Here is a 17404-nt window from a genome sequence, read left to right on the forward strand (position 1 = left end):
GCTCTGGCCAGCAGTGGGTGGGCCCCCGTCCGGACACCGGGCGGGGGCTCGCCCTCGTCCGGGGGGAGGGCTACCTTCGAAGGGAACGCCCGACACGCCCGATTCGGACCCTGGGGGGCCGGCATGGTCGAGGAGCTGGTGGCGGCGGGACTGACCCTCGGGTCGGCCGGAGTGGTCTACACGATGGCGGCGGCGCGCGTCGTCAAGCAGTACGAGCGGGGCGTGGTGCTGCGCCTCGGAAAGCTGCAACGCTCCGTGCGCGGACCGGGGTTCACCATGATCGTGCCGTTCGTGGACCGGCTCCACAAGGTCAACATGCAGATCGTGACGATGCCGGTGCCGGCGCAGGACGGCATCACGCGCGACAACGTCACGGTCCGGGTCGACGCGGTCATCTACTTCAAGGTGGTCGACGCCGCCGAGGCGGTCGTGCAGGTGGAGGACTACCGCTTCGCGGTCTCGCAGATGGCGCAGACGTCGCTGCGCTCCATCATCGGCAAGAGCGATCTGGACGACCTGCTGTCCAACCGCGAGAAGCTCAACCAGGGCCTGGAGCTGATGATCGACTCCCCGGCCATCGGGTGGGGCGTGCAGATCGACCGCGTCGAGATCAAGGACGTGTCGCTGCCCGAGACCATGAAGCGCTCCATGGCCCGGCAGGCCGAGGCCGACCGTGAGCGGCGCGCCCGCGTCATCAACGCCGACGCCGAACTCCAGGCCTCCAAGAAGCTCGCCGAGGCCGCCCACGAGATGGCCGAGGAGCCCGCCGCGCTCCAACTCCGGCTCCTGCAGACCGTGGTGGCCGTCGCCGCCGAGAAGAACTCCACTCTCGTCCTGCCCTTCCCGGTGGAGCTGCTCCGCTTCCTGGAGCGGGCCCAGCAGTCCCTGCCGCAGCAGCAACAGCGACAACAGCGGCAACGCCCGCCGCAGGTACCCCCGGTGGAAGGGTCGAGAACCGGACAGGACTAGTCCTCACAGGCTGACGATCGTTCCTCGCGCGGGGTGTTTGCAGCGGGAACCGACGTGGCGTGACCGGGCTCACTCGATGTGCGGGGGGCGCACTGGTGTTGTCGTGTGCGCGTCCTGAAGTCGACCTTGTGTGCTACCGGAAAGCCTCGGGATAGTGGACGAGGCAACTTTGGCATGGACGCGGCTTTTTCAGCGTGGCAACTCCGTGCGGTGCAACCTTGCGGCCCGTCAGGCCCCCACGCCCGACGAGCCGTTCCCCCCACAGGAGGTCGTGAGTTTTGAAGCACCGACGCATACCCAAGCGGCGTGCCGCCGTGACAGGCGCGGGCATCGCCGCGCTGGTCGTCGCGGGAATCACCTTCCAGACTGCGAACGCGAGCGAGAACTCCCCGACGCCCACACCGGACACCCTCTCGGTGGCGAAGGCCGGAAAGCTCGCCTCGACCCTCGTCGAGGAACTCGGCGCGGACACCGCGGGCACGTACTACGACGCGAAGGCCGAGGCCCTCGTCGTGAACGTGCTGAACAAGAGCGCCGCGAGCGCCGTCGAGGCGGCGGGCGGCAAGGCCAGAATCGTGGAGAACTCCCTCGCCGAGCTGAAGAGCGCCCGCGCGACGCTCGACGACAAGGCCGCCGTGCCCGGCACCTCATGGGCGATGGACCCGGCCACGAACAAGATCGTCGTCACGGCGGACCGCACGGTCGACGGCGCGCGGCTCGACAAGGTCGCCTCGATCGTGAAGAGCCTCGGCGGCAAGGCCGAACTGAAGCACAGCAAGGGCGAGTTCAAGGCCTTCCTGGCCGGCGGCGACGCGATCTGGGGGAGCGGCTCGCGCTGCTCGCTCGGCTTCAACGTCGTCAAGGGCGGCGAGCCGTACTTCCTGACGGCAGGCCACTGCGGCAATGCGGTCAAGAGCTGGTCCGACTCGCAGGGCGGCTCGGAGATCGGCACCACGGAGGAGTCCAGCTTCCCGGGCAACGACTACGCCCTCGTGAAGTACACGGCCGACACCCCGCATCCCAGCGAGGTGAACCTCTACAACGGCAGCTCCCAGGCGATCAGCAAGGCCGGGGACGCCACGGTCGGCCAGAAGGTGACGCGCAGCGGCAGCACCACGCAGGTCCACGACGGTGAGGTCACCGCGCTCGACGCGACGGTGAACTACCAGGAGGGCCAGGTCGACGGCCTGATCCAGACCACCGTCTGTGCCGAGCCCGGCGACAGCGGCGGCGCGCTCTTCGCCGGCGACACCGCGCTGGGTCTCACCTCGGGCGGCAGCGGTGACTGCTCCTCCGGTGGAGAGACGTTCTTCCAGCCGGTTCCCGAGGCGCTGAGCGCCTACGGAGCCGAGATCGGCTGAGGCCGCCGGACACACTGAGCCCCGCCCCCGCGACAGTGGGGGCGGGGCTTTGCCGCGTCCGCCGCCCCGCGTCCGCCGTTCCCTACCGCCGTGCCGCTCAGCCGATGCCTCTGCCGTAGTTCGTGCCGCTCAGGTCGATGGAGGCGCTGCGCGTCCTGCGCCGGGCGGACAGGGCGAGGGTGACGACGGTGCCGAGGACGGCCCAGGCGGAGAGGACCAGGAGCGCCCGGGTGACCGAGTTCCCCTCGAAGTACGCGATGGAGCGGGCCACCCAGGTGCCGGCGCCCGGCGGCAGCCAGGGCCCGATCGCCTGCCAGAAGGGCGGCAGCATCGGCAGCGGGAAGGCGCCGCCCGCGCTCGGGTTGCCCGCGATGACGACGAGGAGGACGGCCAGGCCGATGCCGACGATGCCGGTGAGCGACTGCAGGGCGAGCGTGATCGCGCCGACCCCGAAGATCACCAGGGCGCCGAGGCCCCACAGGCCCATGACGCTGCCCGGCAGGGCACCGAGGATCGGCCCGATGATGACCGCGCCGCCGAGCCCGCCGACGATCGAGTAGAGCGCCATGGTGCCGAGCCTGATGACCGCGCGCGGCACGTTGGAGGCCCGGGATCCCGCGCTGATCGCGAGGATCGACGCGCACAGATAGCCGCCGACGCACCAGCCGACGACCAGGTAGAAGGACGAGAGACCGTTGAAGTCCTGGGGCGACGCCGCGGCCACGTCGTCGGTCTTCACCGTGCGCTTCTGGGCGGCGTCGGCCTCGGAGACGAGCTCGGTGAGGGTCCTGGACAGGGCGGTGCCGCCGCCGGAGGCGACCAGGAGGGTGTCGGTGGTGCCGCGCGGGTCGACGAGCAGGGCGCCGTCGATGTCGCGGTTCATGATCTGGCGGCGGGCCGTGGCCTCGTCCTTGAGGACGCGGGTGTCGAGCGGGTCGCCGGGGAGCTTCCCGAGACGGTCGGCCGTCTGCTCGGCCGCGGGGCCCGGGGCGACCACTCCGAAAGCCACGTCCTTCGGCTTCGGGTGGTGGAGGGCTCCTACGTAGGAGGCGATGAACAGCAGTTGCAGGGCGAGTACGCCGATGACGAGCAGGGCTGCTCGCGGGGTGACGGCGCTCTTCAATTCGTCGGCGAACCTCATGCCCCCACGCTCCGGGTCCCGGGGCGTTTCCGCAGGTGGGATGGGCCGAACGGACGACGTTCCGGGCCGTGGGGCACGCCGGACCAGTGAATCGAACGTATGTGTCGTACGTGCGTTCGAAACTGGTCTATGGTGGAGGCGGGGGATGTGAGAACGGATCGATTCAGGGTTTCAGGAGGTGCGTGTGCCCGGGTTCACGCATCTGCACACCGTCTCCGGGTTCTCCCTGCGCTACGGCGCCTCGCACCCGGAGCGGCTCGCCGAGCGCGCCGCCGTGCGGGGCATGGACGCCCTCGCCCTCACCGACCGGGACACCCTCGCGGGCGCCGTCCGGTTCGCCAAGGCCTGCGCCAAGGCGGGCGTGCGGCCGCTGTTCGGGGCCGAGCTCGCGGTGGGGGCGCCCGCCCCGGCCAAGGGCGAGCGGCGCCGCGCCCCCGTGCGCGGCGGTGCCTTCATCGACGAGTCGACCCCGCGCGTGACCTTCCTCGCCCGGGACGGCGCCACCGGCTGGGCCGCGCTCTGCCGCCTGGTCACCGCCGCACACCGCGCCGACGCCGACGGCGGCACCGATGGGCAGCCCGTCCTGCCCTGGCAGGAGAACCACGGCGAGGGCCTCACCGTGCTGCTCGGACCCGCCTCCGACGTGGGCCGCGCGCTCACCGCGGGCCGCCCCGACCGGGCCGCCCGCCTCCTCGCCCCCTGGCGCGAGCGGTACGGCGACGCGCTGCGCCTGGAATCCGTCTGGCACGGCCGCGAGGGCACCGGGCCCGGCTCGCTGCGCCTCGCCGCGCGCACCGTCGGCTTCGCCGCCGAGCAGGGCGTGCGCCCCGTCCTGAGCAACGCCGTGCGCTACGCCGACCCCGGGCAGGGCCCCGTCGCCGACGTCCTCGACGCCGCCCGCCGCCTCGTCCCCGTCGACCCGACCAAGGAACTCGACAGCGGCGAGCGGTGGCTGAAGGGCGCGGACGACATGTTGCGCGTCGCCGAGCGCGTCGTCGAGGCCGCGGGCTTCCGCCGCGACACCGCCCACCGCCTGCTCGAACAGACCCGGGCGGCCGCCGCCGAGTGCCTCGTCGACGCCGAGGACGACATCGGCATCGGGACCGTGCACTTCCCCGAGCCCCGCCTGGTCGGCGCCGGGCGCCGCACCGCGCAGCGCGTCCTCGCCTCGCGCGCGGCGGCCGGCATGGTGCGGCGCGGCTACGACTCCCGGCGCGAGTACTGGGAGCGCATGCACCACGAGCTGGACATCATCGACCACCACGGCTACGCCTCGTACTTCCTGACCGTGGCGCAGGTCGTCGACGACGTGCGCGACCTGGGCATCCGGGTCGCGGCCCGCGGCTCCGGCGCCGGCTCCCTCGTCAACCACCTCATCGGCATCGCGCACGCCGACCCCGTCGAGCACGGGCTGCTCATGGAGCGGTTCCTGTCCAAGCGGCGGCACGTCCTGCCGGACATCGACATCGACGTCGAGTCGGCCCGCCGCCTCGAGGTCTACCGCGCGATCATCGGCCGCTTCGGCACCGAGCGGGTCGCGACGGTCGCCATGCCCGAGACCTACCGGGTCCGCCACGCCGTACGCGACGTGGGCGCCGCCCTGTCCATGGACCCGGCCGAGATCGACAGGATCGCCAAGGCCTTCCCGCACATCCGCGCCCGCGACGCCCGCGCCGCGCTGGAGGAACTGCCCGAGCTGCGGCGGATCGCGGCGGAACTGGGCGACCGCGACCGGCTGTGGGAGCTGGTCGAGGCCCTCGACGCGCTGCCGCGCGGCGTCGCCATGCACCCGTGCGGGGTGCTGCTCTCCGACGCCTCGCTGCTCGCCCGTACGCCGGTGGTGCCGACCAGCGGCGAGGGCCTGCCCATGTCGCAGTTCGACAAGGACGACGTCGAGGACCTCGGCCTGCTCAAGCTGGACGTCCTCGGGGTGCGGATGCAGTCGGCGATGGCGCACGCCGTGGCGGAGACCGAGCGGGCCACGGGGGAGCGGGTCGACCTGGACGCGGTGGAGCCGGGCGACCCGGCGACGTACCGGCTCATCCAGTCCACCGAGACGCTCGGCTGCTTCCAGATCGAGTCGCCCGGCCAGCGCGACCTGGTCGGGCGGCTGCAGCCCGCGACCTTCCACGACCTGGTGGTCGACATCTCGCTGTTCCGTCCCGGCCCGGTCGCCGCCGACATGGTGCGGCCCTTCATCGAGGCCAGGCACGGCCGCGCGCCCGTCCGCTACCCGCACCCGGATCTCGCGGAGCCGCTGAAGGAGACGTACGGCGTCGTCGTCTTCCACGAGCAGGTCATCCAGATCGTGGACATCATGACCGGCTGCGGGCGCGACGAGGCGGACCGGGTGCGGCGCGGACTCTCCGACCCCGAGTCGCAGGGCCGGATCCGCTTCTGGTTCGCGCAGCAGGCGGCGGCCAGGGGGTACGACGCGGAGACGATCGGCCGCACCTGGGAGATCGTCGAGGCCTTCGGGTCGTACGGCTTCTGCAAGGCGCACGCGGTGGCCTTCGCCGTGCCGACGTACCAGTCGGCCTGGTTGAAGGCCCATCACCCGGCCGCGTTCTACGCCGGGCTGCTCACGCACGACCCCGGGATGTACCCGAAGCGGCTGCTGCTCGCGGACGCGCGGCGCCGGGGGGTGCCGATCCTGCCGCTGGACGTGAACCGGTCGGCGGTCGCTCACCGTATCGAACTGGTGTCTGATAACTCAGGGCCTCGGCCGGTGTGGGGGCTGCGGCTCGCCCTCTCCGACGTGCACGGCATCAGCGAGGCCGAGGCCGCCCGGATCGCCGACGGGCAGCCCTACGCCTCACTCGTCGACTTCTGGGAACGGGCCAGGCCCTCCAAGCCGGTCGCGCAGCGGCTCGCCCAGGTCGGCGCGCTCGACGCGTTCGGCGCCAACCGCCGCGATCTGCAACTGCACCTGGCCGAGCTGCGGCGGGGCACGCGCGGCGCCGCGGGCGCCCAACTGCCCCTGGCGGGCGGGCGGAAGACGGCACCCGCGGGCCTCCCCGACCTGGACGACGCGGAGCGGCTCAGCGCCGAACTGGGCGTCCTCGGCATGGACTCGTCGCGCCACCTCATGGTGGACCACCGCGACTTCCTCGCGGAGCTCGGCGTGCTCGGCGCCCGGCGCCTGCGCGAGGCCGAGCACGGCGCGACCGTCCTGGTCGCGGGCGCCAAGGCCGCCACGCAGACCCCGCCGATCCGCTCCGGGAAACGCGTCATCTTCACCACCCTGGACGACGGCACGGGCCTGGTCGACCTGGCCTTCTTCGACGACGCCCACGAGCGGTGCGCGCACACCGTCTTCCACTCCTGGCTGCTGCTCGTGCGCGGCGTGGTGCAGCGCCGCGGGCCGCGCAGCCTCAGCGTGGTGGGCGCGGCGGCGTGGAACCTGGCGGAACTGGTGGAGCTGCGGAAGGAGGGCGGGCTCGACGCGGTGGCGCGGCGCCTGGCGGAGCCGGAGCCGGAGCCGGAGGAGCGGGACCCGGCGGCGGAGGGGCGCCGCATCCGCATGCCCAACGGATACGAGATGCACCCCTGGGCGGATCTGCGCCCGGCGGGCGAAGGGACGGCATCGACACGGAAGCTGTGGCACCAGAGTCCGGGGAGCGCGGGATGAACGACGGCGTCACCACCCTCTACGTACGGTTCCTGCTGCCGCCCATGTACGAGGCGTTCCTGCCCCGACTGCTCGCCCTGCTCGGCGAGTTCTCCCCGCAGGTCGAGGCGCTGCCGCCGGACGCCGCGCTCGTCGACGTGCGGGGCGCGCGGCGGTACTTCGGGCGGAGCGCCGTCGGGCTCGCCGCGCTGATCCGGGTGCGGGCGCTCGCGCTGTACGGGGTGGAGTGCGCGATCGGCGCGGGGCCCGGGCCGATGCTGGCGCGGATGGCGGCACGCGGCGCCGCCCCCGGGGTGACCCGCGCGGTGCCCGAAGGCCCGGACGGCGTACGGGAGTTCCTCGCCGACCGGCCGGTGGGCGAGCTGCCGGGCATCGGCCGCGCCACCGCCCGCACCCTGTGCGAATACGGCCTCGACACCCTCGGGAAGGTCGGCGCCGCGCCCCTGTCCACCCTGCAACGGCTCGTCGGCGCCCGCGCGGGCCGCGAACTGGGCGAGAAGGCGCGAGGCATCGACCGGACCCGCGTCGTGCCGAACGCCGCCGCACGCTCGCTCTCCGTCGAACGCCCCTTCCCCCGCGACGAGCTGGACCCCTTCCGGCACCGCCGCGCCCTGCTCTCCGGCGCCGAGGAGCTGGGCGCCAGGATGCGCGACGAGGACCAGGTGTGCCGCACGCTGACCCTCACCGTGCGGTACGCGGACCGCAGTACGACCGTCCGCACCCGGGCCCTGCCCGAGCCGACCGCGCACTCCACCGCGCTGACCACGGCCGCGTACCGCATGTACGAGGCGCTGGGCCTGCAGCGGGCCCGGGTGCGCGCCGTGTCCCTGCGCGCCGAGGGGATCGTGCCCGCCGAACGGGCCGTCCACCAGCTGACGTTCGACCCGGCGGACGAGAAGGCCCGCCGCATCGAGGAGGTGGCCGACCGGGCACGGGAGAAGTTCGGGCCCGGCGCGATCGTGCCGGGGACGCTGGCGGCGTGACCCGTCCGGTGCCCTGTTCGGTGCCCGCGTCACACGTCGCGGCGCCGCACCACGACCACCGTGACGATCACCGCGACGAGCGGCCACGCCGCGAAGACGGTCCACGCCTCGGCGATCGACTCCGGGTACCTGCCCGGCGGTCGGTCCGTCGCGGGGTTCTCGACCAGCGCCTCCCAGGCCGTGAGGGGCATCGCGTTGCCGATCTCCTTGACCCAGCGGTACGTCTCGCCCCGGAAGAGGGCGGGCAGCAGCAACAGCGTCACCAGGGTCGCGACGACGGAGCCCGCCGCGTGCCGGACCAGCGCGCCGAGCGCCATGCCGACCAGCGCGCACAGGGGAGCGAGCAGCGCGGACGCCACCACGGCGCGCAGGGCGCCGGGCGCGCCGATCGACAGGCCGATGGTGTCGCTCAGGACGGCCTGGGTCAGACCGAACGAGGCCGCGGAGACGACCGCTCCGAGCCCGAACATGACCACCGCCACGACGCACGTCTTGGCCGCCACCACCGCACGGCGGTCGGGGACGGCCGCGAACGTCGTGCGGATCAGCCCACTGGCGTACTCGCCGAAGACCGCGATGGCACCGACGCTGCCGGCGACGATCATGAGGATCTGGTAGGCGGGTTCGACGAACGCGGTGTGCATCGGGTCGATCCCGATGATCCCGTCCGGGGACGCGGCCGACCGGCGCGCCAGCAGATCGGCGTTGGACCGGGCGGAGTTGACGTTGATCCCGACGACGACCAGCGCGCCGACGCCGAGGATCCAGTAGGTGGAGCGCAGCGACCAGAGCTTGATCCACTCGGCGGCGAGGAGGTCGGTGAAGCGGGGCCGCTCCGGGGCGAGGGCGAGGGCGGGGGCGGGGCTCATCGGGCCGCTCCCGCTTCTCCCGTGGTGGACGAGGGCCGCGTGCCGTACGCGGTGTACTCGACGCTGCCGGCGGTCAGTTCCAGGAACGTCGCCTCCACGGAGGCGGCCCGGGGCGTGAGTTCGTGCAGGGGCAGCCGGTGCCGGTGGGCGAGCTCCCCGACGCGGTCGGCCGCCAGGCCGCCGACCGTGAGGGCGTCCCCGTCCGCCGCCTCCACGACGGCGCCCTCCGCGGTGAGCGCGGCCGCCAGGGCGACGGCCTCCGGACTGCGTACGCGCACCCCCGGCCGGATGCCGCGCGCCGCGAACCGCGCCACGCTCTCCGCGGTGATCAGCGCACCCCTGCCCATGACGACGAGGTGGTCGGCGGAGCTCTCCATCTCGCTCATCTGGTGGCTGGAGACGAGGACGGTGCGCCCCTCGTCGGCCAGCCGCCGGAAGAGGCCCCGCATCCACAACACCCCTTCTGGATCGAGCCCGTTGAGGGGCTCGTCGAACAGCAGCACCGGCGGGTCGCCCAGGAGCGCGGCGGCGATCCCGAGCCGCTGCTTCATGCCGAGCGAGAAGCCGCCGACGCGGCGCCCCGCGGCCCGGTCGAGCCCCACCTCCCCGAGCACCTCGGCCACCCGGCGCCGCGGGATGCCGTTGCTGCGGGCGAGGGCCGACAGATGGGCCCGCGCGGTGCGCCCGCCGTGCACGTCGCCCGCGTCGAGCAGCGCGCCGACGTGCCGCAGCCCGCGCGGGCGTTCCCGGAACGGGCGGCCGCCGATCGTGGCGGTCCCGGCGGTCGGCGCGACCAGACCGAGCAGCATCCGCAAGGTGGTGGTCTTGCCCGCGCCGTTGGGCCCGAGGAAGCCGGTCACCCGGCCGGGCGGCACGGTGAAGGAGAGACGGTCGACAGCGGTGATGTCGCCGTAGCGCTTGGTCAGTTCGTGGACTTCGATCACGGGATACACGGTGACGCGCACGCACGGCCCTCGGCATCGGCCCCTCGGCCACCCTCCGGCCCGGGGGAGGTAGCCCGTGGGCGTACGTCTTCGGGCCCATGCCCAGGTCAGGGCCGCGCGCCTACGATCGGGACATGGACGCGACACCGGAGGCCTCGGCCCCGCCCACCTCACCACCCGCGCGGGGCGGGGCGACCGTGACGGCCCGGGCCGCTTCGACGGCCCGGTGGCGGACGGTACGGGCCCGGCCGGCACACCCCCGGCCGCCGCGTGCCTGGCTGACGCCGGTCGCCTGGGGGGCCGCGCTCGTGTACCCCTTCGCCCTGTACTTCGTGATGCGCGACGGGCGCGGCGGCTTCAGTGCCGTGACCGTTGTCCCGCTGATCGTCCTCACCGCGCTGGTGGGCTCGCTCCTGCGGAGCAGGCCGCTGCCCGCCCTCGCGGTGCTGCTCGCCGGCTGGGCCGTCGCGCGCACGCAGATGCAGAACTCGGAGATCGTGTACTTGCAGGTGCTGCTCGGCGATCTCGCCGTCGGCTACATCGCCGCCGTGCGGCCGCGCCGCACCTCGGTCGTGGCGGCCGTCCTGGCGTTCGGCGCGCAGCTCGGCACGCATCTGACCAGCCTCGGGCAGACCCCCGCCCGGGTGGTCCAGCTCGCCGCGTTCATCGCCCTCGCGACGCTCGCCGCCTGGCTGGCCGGCGACTCCGTGCGGGAGCGCCGCGCGTACGCCGAGGCGCTCGGCGCGCGGGCCGCCGAGCAGGCGGTGACCGCCGAACGGCTGCGTATTGCACGTGAGTTGCACGACATGATCGCGCACAGCATCGGCGTCATCGCCATCCAGGCGGGCGTCGGCAGCCGCGTCATCGACACGCAGCCCGCCGAGGCGCGCAACGCGCTCGCCACCATCGAGGCGACCAGCAGGGAGACGCTCGCGGGGCTGCGGCGCACGCTGGTCGCGCTGCGCTCATCGGCCGAGTCGCACGCGCCGCTCGACCCGGCCCCCGGCCTCGCGGACCTCGACCGCCTCGTCGCCTCGGCCCTGGACGCGGGGGTCCGCGCCGATGTGCGGCTGCACGGCGAACGGCGGCCGCTGCCCGCCGACATCGACCTGGCGGCGTTCCGCATCCTTCAGGAGGCGCTCACCAACGTCGTGCGGCACGCGGGGACGGGGGAGTGCCGGGTGACCATCGCGTACGACGCGGACGAGGTGTGCGTCGAGGTCGAGGACGACGGCGGTGGCGGTCTCTGCGCGGGCACCGGATACGGCATCGTCGGCATGCGGGAGCGGGTCGGCCTGCTGCACGGCCGCTTCACCGCGGGGCCGCGCCCCGAGGGCGGCTTCCGGGTGTCGGCCCGGCTCCCCGTGCCCGAGTCCGGGGCTGAGTCCGTGTCTGCGTCCGCCGTGTCGGTGGGCCGATGACCGGCCGCACCGTGCGCGTCGTCCTCGCCGACGACCAGCCGCTGGTCCGTGCCGGCCTGCGGGTCCTGATGGCCGACACCCCGGACATCGAGGTCGTGGGTGAGGCGGGCACCGGGACCGAAGCGGTGCGGCTGGCCGACGGCGTACGCCCGGACGTCGTCGTCATGGACATCCGCATGCCGGGCATGGACGGCATCGAGGCCACCCGCCTGATCACGGCGGACCAGGGAGATCCCGACGGACCGCGAGTCGTCGTCCTGACCACGTTCGACGACGACGAGTACGTCTACGGCGCCCTGCGGGCCGGCGCGAGCGGCTTCCTCGTCAAGGACATGGCGCTGGACGACATCCTCGCGGCGATCCGGGTGGTCGCCGCCGGGGACGGCCTGATCGCACCGAGCGTCACCCGGCGCCTGATCGAGGAGTTCGCCGCGCGTCCCGAGCCCGGCCCGCCGCCGGCGCCCCGTGCGGTGGAGGGCATCACCGACCGGGAGTGCGAGGTCCTCACTCTCGTCGGGCGCGGCCTGGCCAACGCCGAGATCGCCGCCGAGCTCTTCATCACCGTGGCCACGGTGAAGGCGCACGTGGCGCGCCTGTTCACGAAGCTCGGCGCCCGTGACCGGGTCCAGCTGGTCATCATCGCGTACGAGACGGGGCTCGTGACGCCGACGCGGTGAGCTCGGGGCGGGCGGGCAGGACCGTGCCAGTGAACGCTGGAAGTTTTACCGGCGCGCCGCTTCTGTCTTCGTCTACTCGCGCGTAATTTGACGTGAGCACGGCATCCTGTCGATCCGGATCACAGGGCGTACCTCCATCGCACCCCCCATCGCAGCCCCACGCACACCCTCGTACTCCCTTGAGCCGCAAGGAGATCACACGATGCTGCCCTCCTGGAGACGCGCGCTGCGCGCGTTCGCCGCCACCCTGCTCGTCACGGGCGCGGTCACCCTCGCTCCCGCCGCCACGGCCGCCGCCGACACGTCGCAGACCTCGACGACGACGGCGGTGTCGCGGGGGTGGAACGACTACGACTGCAAGCCGTCCACCGCCCACCCCCGCCCCGTCGTCCTCGTGCACGGCACGTTCGGGAACTCCGTCGACAACTGGCTCGTCCTCGCGCCCTACCTCGTCAAGCGCGGCTACTGCGTCTACTCCCTGGACTACGGCCAGCTGAAGGGCGTGCCGTTCTTCCACGGACTCGGCCCCGTCGAGAAGTCGGCCGAGCAGCTCGACGGCTTCGTCGACAAGGTGCTCGCCTCGACGGGCGCGAAGGAGGTGGACCTCGTCGGCCACTCGCAGGGCGGCATGATGCCCCGCCACTACCTCAAGTTCCTCGGCGGCGCCGACGAGGTGAACGCCCTGATCGGCCTCGCCCCCGACAACCACGGCACCACCCTGCTCGGTCTCACCAGACTGCTGCCGTACTTCCCCGGCATCGAGGACCTGCTGACCACGAAGACCCCCGCCCTCGCCGACCAGGTGGCCGGTTCGCCCTTCCTGACCAAGCTCAACGAGGGCGGGGACACGGTGCCCGGGGTGCGTTACACCGTCATCGCCACCAAGTACGACGAGGTGGTCACCCCGTACCGCAGCCAGTTCCTCGACGGCCCCGGCGTGCGGAACGTGACCGTCCAGGATCTGTGCCCCGTCGACCTGGCGGAGCACGTCGCGGTCGGTGTCCTGGACCGCGTCGCCCACCACGAGGTCGCGAACGCCCTGGACCCGGCGCACGCGACCCCGACCACCTGCCTGTCCTAGACGGACTGCCTGTCCTAGACGGAACGCCCGGACCGTGTCAGCGGCCGTGACGTCCGGCGGCCCGACGACGGGTGGTGGCGAACATCGCCGCGGCACCCATGGCCAGAATGGCGGCACCGCCCATCGCGATGTACGGGGTGGTGCTGTCGCCGCCGGTCTCGGCGAGGTTGTCGTTCGCGCTGGTGACCGGCTTCTCGGCGCCGCCCTTCACCTCGGGGGCGTTGCCCGGGGCGTCCCCGGCACCGGCGGCATCGGGGGTGTCGGGGGCATCGGCGGCCGGAGCGGCCTCCGTGGCCTTGGCGCCCGTCGCGGCATCGGCGTCACCGTGCCCGTGGTGCTCGACCGTGGACTTCTCGGCGCCCGCCGCGATCTCCTGGTCGGAAGGGGCGGAGGCGGCCGGGGCCGGGGCGGCGCCGGAGCCGCCGGTGTCCTTGCCGAAGACGACGTCGGAGCAGGTGTAGAAGGCCTCGGGGGAATCCGAACGCTGCCAGACCGAGTAGATCAGGTGACGGCCCTGCCGGGCGGGGACCTTGCCGTCGAAGACGTAGTCGCCGTTCTCCATCTTCGGGTCGGTGACCTTGACGAAGGGCTTCTCCTCCAGGTCCGACCACTTCAGGGGCTTCGTCGGGTCGTACGACTCCTTCGTGACGTACAGCTCGAAGGAGCCCTTGTGCGGGGCGGTGCCCTTGTAGTGGAACGTGTGGTCGCCTGCGGACAGCTTGCTCGCGGGCCAGTCGGCGCGCGGCAGGTCGAGGCCCTTGTACTTGTCGTTGTTCGCGCTGCACAGCTTGCCGTCGGGGATGATCTCCTTCGACTTGCCGGCGGCGTTGGCGATGTTCACGCCGTTCCAGTCGTAGAAGGCCTGCGCGCCGCTGGCCGCGACAGCGGCCTTGCAGGCGGCCGACTTCGGGGACTCCGGTCCTTCCTGGAAGCAGGCGGAGACCCGGCTGACCGGGTCCGTCATGGAGCCGTGCGCGGCGGCGGGCGTGACCGACAGGGCGGTCAGGGCGAGCGGCGCGACACCGACGGCGGCGATGGCGGACACCTTGCGGCGGCGGGCAGTCATGGTGGTTCTCCTCAACGACGGTTCAGGGGGCGACCAGAAAGCTAGCCCCTGAAATCCGCGAAAACCCCTGCTGAGGACGGGGATCGGAGATCCTTATGGTCGCTTTAAGGGAGAGCTAACCGAGGGCTCAGACTGCGCCCCGGACATACCACATGGGTGTCCCGTGTGTCCTGGGATCGCCCTGACCCGGGCGCCAATACGCCAGGGTTCGCCACCCCCGGCCGTTCGCCACCTGGGAGTTCTCCGTTCCGCGCCACGCAGACGCCAGGGTTAGCAAGATCATTCGCCACCGGCAAAAGCCGCAAATTGCCGAACCGGGTGGGCGGAACGGCTTGATGAGTGCCGTGACATGGGGTTATCTCGTCCAGGAGTGCACGCGGGCCCCCGCGGAGGCGTGCCGCATGCTCCTCGCGCACACACGAAAGGCCCGGCTCCGGGAATGCAGCCCGGAGCCAGGCCCGTGCGCGGGGCGGGTGAGTCCGGCCGAGCAGCCGTCGGCCGGGCTCGCTCACCTGCCCGGCCAGCCGTCCGGCTCACACCTCATGCGTCACAGAAAGCGTTCGACGCACCCCGCGACGGCGGCGACCGCTGTCAGGGACAGTGCCGCCAGCTGCACCCACTCGTACCGCCGAGGGTGCCTGCGGCACCTGCCCTTCCGTCCCGGTCCGTCCACCATGCCCGGCCTCCCGTCTCTCTACGTCCCCAACTGGGTTGGGACCCGCCCGAACAGGCGGGCGTTCCGGGAGAGACAGCGCCGGGCATCTCGCAACCTACCGGCGCGCCAGGCACCCGCTCGACCGCGCGCCACTATTCGCCAGGGATCGCCAGGCTCAACCAGGGAGAGAGCCATGTGTCCGGCGAAACGGCGGGGCCGAACCGAGCCCGGCCCGCCCCGCGGGAACCGTGACGTCCTCCGCACCGCCCCCGTCACCTCACCCACCGGTACCGCCGCTCCGGCCGCCCCGTCCCCCCGTACCGCAGCGTGACCTCGGCCCTGCCCGTCGTCGTGAAGAACTCCAGGTACCGGCGGGCACTCACGCGGGAGAGGGTGCCCGCCTGGGCGCACTGCGAGGCGGAGAGGCCTTCCGGGTGGTCGCGGAGGATCTGTTCCACCAGGTCCGCCGTGTGCGCCGCGAGGCCCTTCGGCAGCTCCCTGGAGCCAGGGGGCCGGGCGCCGAAGATGTGGTCGACGTCCTCCTGGCGGGCCTCCTCCAGACCGTCCAGGCGGGCCCGCAGCGCCACCACGTGCCTCAACTGCTCATGCAGGGCCGCCTGGTTGAACGGCTTGATCAGATAGTGCAGGGCGCCGGCCCGCAGCGCCGCCCGCACCACCTGCGCGTCCCGCGCCGCCGTGATGAACAGCGCGTCCACCGGCCGGCGCGCCGGATCGCGCTCCTCGGCCGCCCGCAGCTCACGCAGCACCGCGATGCCGTCCATGTCCGGCAGATACACGTCGAGAAGGACGAGGTCGGGGCGCAGCCGCTCCACCGCGTCGACCGCCTCCGCGCCGCTGTGGGCGACCCCGACCACGGCGCAGCCCGCCACCGCGGCGACGTACCGACTGTGCAGCTTGGCGACCATGAAGTCGTCGTCCACCACCAGCACCCTTGTCATCGCCGCAGGCTATGGGCGCGACCACAACGACCACAACGTCCGTTGATTCCGGAAGAGAGACAGGTTGTCGGCGCGCGGGCAACATGTGGGCCACCTCACAACCGACTACAGCCGACAGGTGGTGGCACACGTGCGCCTGCGCACCCCCCTCGCCCTGCTCGGGGCCGCCCTCCTCGTGCTCGTGGCGCCGCCGCTGCTCACCACGGGCAGCGGCGCCGACACCGGCACCCAGATCCCCGGCCTGCGCTTCATGGTCCCCAACACCCCCGGCGGCGGCTACGACATCACCGCCCGCACCGCCGCGAAGAACGCCGAGGACGCCGGACTCACCCACAACATCGAGGTGTTCAACCTGCCCGGCGCGGGCGGCACCGTCGGCCTGAGCCGGCTCGTCGGCGAGCACGGCAACGGCAAGCTCGCCATGTCCATGGGCCTCGGCGTCGTGGGCGCCGCCCGCTCCAACCACTCACCCAAAACCCTCGCCGACACGACGCCCATCGCCCGGCTCACCGAGGAGCAGGACGTCGTCGTGGTCGCCAGGAACTCCCCGTACAAGACCATCGAACAGCTCGTACGGGCCTGGAAGGCGAACCCCGGCAAGGTGCCCGTCGGCGGCGGCTCGTCCCCCGGCGGCCCCGACCACCTCGCCCCGATGCTGATGGCCCGCGCCGCCGGCATCGACCCGAAGAAGGTCAACTACGTCCCCTTCGACGGCGGCGGCGAACTGCTCGCCTCCATCCTCGGCAGCAAGGTCGCCTTCGGCGTCTCCGGAGTCGGCGAGTACCTCGACCAGATCAAGTCCGGTGAGCTCAGGCTGCTGGCCGTCACCGGACCGAAGCGGGTGCGCGGCCTGGACGGGCCCACCCTCAAGGAGTCCGGGTACGACGTGGACTTCACCAACTGGCGCGGCATCGTCGCCCCGCCCGGCCTCAGCGGCGCCGAGCGCAAGAAGCTCACCGGGCTCGTCAGGAAGCTGCACGCCTCCAAGGAGTGGCGCGACTCCCTGAAGAAGAACGGCTGGGACGACGCCTTCCTGACCGGCGACGACTTCGGCGACTTCCTGAAGGCCCAGGACAAGCGCGTCGTGTCCGTACTGAAGGAGCTGGGCCTGTGACCACCACCGACGTCCCCCACGAGCCGCGGGACCGGGACCGCCGCGCCTGGCTGCGCGAACACTCCGAACTCGGCGTGTCCGTCCTGCTCCTCGCCCTCGGCGCGCTCGTCCTCACCGACGCCCTCACCATGGACGTCGAGCTCACCCAGCGCGGCCCCGTCGGCCCGAAGACCGTCCCGGTCGCGGTCGGCGTCGGACTGCTCGTCGTCGCCGTCCTGCTCGCCGTCGACGTGCTGCGCGGCGGACGCGGCGAGGCCGAGGGCGGCGAGGACATCGACCTGTCCGAACCCGCCGACTGGCGCACCGTGCTGATCCTGGCGGGCGTCTTCCTCGCCACCGCCGTCCTCATCGAACCCGTCGGCTTCCCCGTCGCGGGCGCCCTGCTCTTCTGGGGCTCCGCCTACGCACTCGGCAGCCGCCACCTCGACCGCGACCCGCTCATCGCCGCCGTGCTCTCCGTCGTCACGTACGAAGTCTTCAACAACCTGCTCGGCGTGCCCCTGCCGGGCGGCCCCCTGATGGGAGTGCTGTGA

At 72.8% G+C, this 17404-nt stretch carries 14 protein-coding genes; 9 read left to right on the forward strand and 5 right to left on the reverse strand.

What is annotated here, in order from left to right:
- Window positions 1-123: 123 nt before the first annotated feature.
- Together ACZ7LU_RS26105 and ACZ7LU_RS26110 are read left to right on the forward strand one after the other, a co-directional pair.
- The gene (locus ACZ7LU_RS26105; protein WP_471918174.1) at window positions 124-969 is read left to right on the forward strand and encodes a slipin family protein; all 846 of its coding nucleotides are present in this window, start codon (window positions 124-126) and stop codon (window positions 967-969) included.
- Window positions 970-1247: 278 nt separating this feature from the next.
- Window positions 1248-2330, forward strand: a complete 1083-nt coding sequence (locus ACZ7LU_RS26110; RefSeq protein ID WP_471918175.1) for a S1 family peptidase — start codon at window positions 1248-1250, stop codon at window positions 2328-2330.
- A gap of 97 nt (window positions 2331-2427) precedes the next feature.
- On the opposite strand, the gene ACZ7LU_RS26115 is transcribed toward ACZ7LU_RS26110, so the two are convergent.
- Window positions 2428-3471, reverse strand: coding sequence for a DUF3533 domain-containing protein (locus ACZ7LU_RS26115; protein WP_398310070.1), 1044 nt, complete (start codon window positions 3469-3471; stop codon window positions 2428-2430).
- A gap of 184 nt (window positions 3472-3655) precedes the next feature.
- Here ACZ7LU_RS26115 and ACZ7LU_RS26120 point away from each other — a divergent pair, with 184 nt between their 5' ends.
- Both ACZ7LU_RS26120 and ACZ7LU_RS26125 read left to right on the forward strand, forming a co-directional pair.
- Window positions 3656-7102, forward strand: coding sequence for a DNA polymerase III subunit alpha (locus tag ACZ7LU_RS26120; RefSeq protein ID WP_471918176.1), 3447 nt, complete (start codon window positions 3656-3658; stop codon window positions 7100-7102).
- Window positions 7099-8085 (forward strand): DNA polymerase Y family protein, encoded by a 987-nt coding sequence (locus ACZ7LU_RS26125; protein WP_471918177.1) that lies wholly within the window; start codon window positions 7099-7101, stop codon window positions 8083-8085. Before ACZ7LU_RS26120 ends, ACZ7LU_RS26125 begins: the two co-directional genes overlap by 4 nt.
- Before the next feature lie 29 nt (window positions 8086-8114).
- On the opposite strand, the gene ACZ7LU_RS26130 is transcribed toward ACZ7LU_RS26125, so the two are convergent.
- Together ACZ7LU_RS26130 and ACZ7LU_RS26135 are read right to left on the reverse strand one after the other, a co-directional pair.
- The gene (locus ACZ7LU_RS26130; protein WP_471918178.1) at window positions 8115-8954 is read right to left on the reverse strand and encodes an ABC transporter permease; all 840 of its coding nucleotides are present in this window, start codon (window positions 8952-8954) and stop codon (window positions 8115-8117) included.
- A complete protein-coding gene (locus ACZ7LU_RS26135) occupies window positions 8951-9898 on the reverse strand; it encodes an ABC transporter ATP-binding protein (protein ID WP_471918179.1) in 948 nt (315 codons plus the stop codon). The genes ACZ7LU_RS26130 and ACZ7LU_RS26135 overlap by 4 nt, the downstream gene beginning before the upstream one ends.
- 134 nt (window positions 9899-10032) lie before the next feature.
- Between ACZ7LU_RS26135 and ACZ7LU_RS26140 the strand changes: the two genes are divergently transcribed.
- From ACZ7LU_RS26140 to ACZ7LU_RS26150, 3 genes are all read left to right on the forward strand, one after another.
- Window positions 10033-11319 (forward strand): sensor histidine kinase, encoded by a 1287-nt coding sequence (locus ACZ7LU_RS26140; RefSeq protein ID WP_471918180.1) that lies wholly within the window; start codon window positions 10033-10035, stop codon window positions 11317-11319.
- Window positions 11316-11996 (forward strand): response regulator transcription factor, encoded by a 681-nt coding sequence (locus ACZ7LU_RS26145; RefSeq protein WP_471918181.1) that lies wholly within the window; start codon window positions 11316-11318, stop codon window positions 11994-11996. The genes ACZ7LU_RS26140 and ACZ7LU_RS26145 overlap by 4 nt, the downstream gene beginning before the upstream one ends.
- 202 nt (window positions 11997-12198) lie before the next feature.
- On the forward strand, window positions 12199-13077 hold the full coding sequence (locus ACZ7LU_RS26150) for an esterase/lipase family protein (RefSeq protein WP_471119238.1): 879 nt from the start codon (window positions 12199-12201) through the stop codon (window positions 13075-13077).
- A 37-nt stretch (window positions 13078-13114) separates the two neighbouring features.
- Here the strand turns inward: ACZ7LU_RS26150 and ACZ7LU_RS26155 are convergent, their stop codons facing one another.
- Both ACZ7LU_RS26155 and ACZ7LU_RS26160 read right to left on the reverse strand, forming a co-directional pair.
- Window positions 13115-14143, reverse strand: coding sequence for a lytic polysaccharide monooxygenase auxiliary activity family 9 protein (locus ACZ7LU_RS26155; protein WP_471918182.1), 1029 nt, complete (start codon window positions 14141-14143; stop codon window positions 13115-13117).
- 927 nt (window positions 14144-15070) lie between these two features.
- On the reverse strand, window positions 15071-15757 hold the full coding sequence (locus tag ACZ7LU_RS26160) for a response regulator (protein WP_471918183.1): 687 nt from the start codon (window positions 15755-15757) through the stop codon (window positions 15071-15073).
- A 130-nt stretch (window positions 15758-15887) separates the two neighbouring features.
- Here ACZ7LU_RS26160 and ACZ7LU_RS26165 point away from each other — a divergent pair, with 130 nt between their 5' ends.
- Both ACZ7LU_RS26165 and ACZ7LU_RS26170 read left to right on the forward strand, forming a co-directional pair.
- Entirely contained in the window at window positions 15888-16871 is a 984-nt protein-coding gene (locus ACZ7LU_RS26165) for a Bug family tripartite tricarboxylate transporter substrate binding protein (protein ID WP_471918360.1), read from the forward strand.
- Window positions 16868-17404 (forward strand): tripartite tricarboxylate transporter TctB family protein, encoded by a 537-nt coding sequence (locus ACZ7LU_RS26170; protein ID WP_471918184.1) that lies wholly within the window; start codon window positions 16868-16870, stop codon window positions 17402-17404. Before ACZ7LU_RS26165 ends, ACZ7LU_RS26170 begins: the two co-directional genes overlap by 4 nt.

This window comes from Streptomyces sp. NPDC039462 (assembly GCF_055639375.1).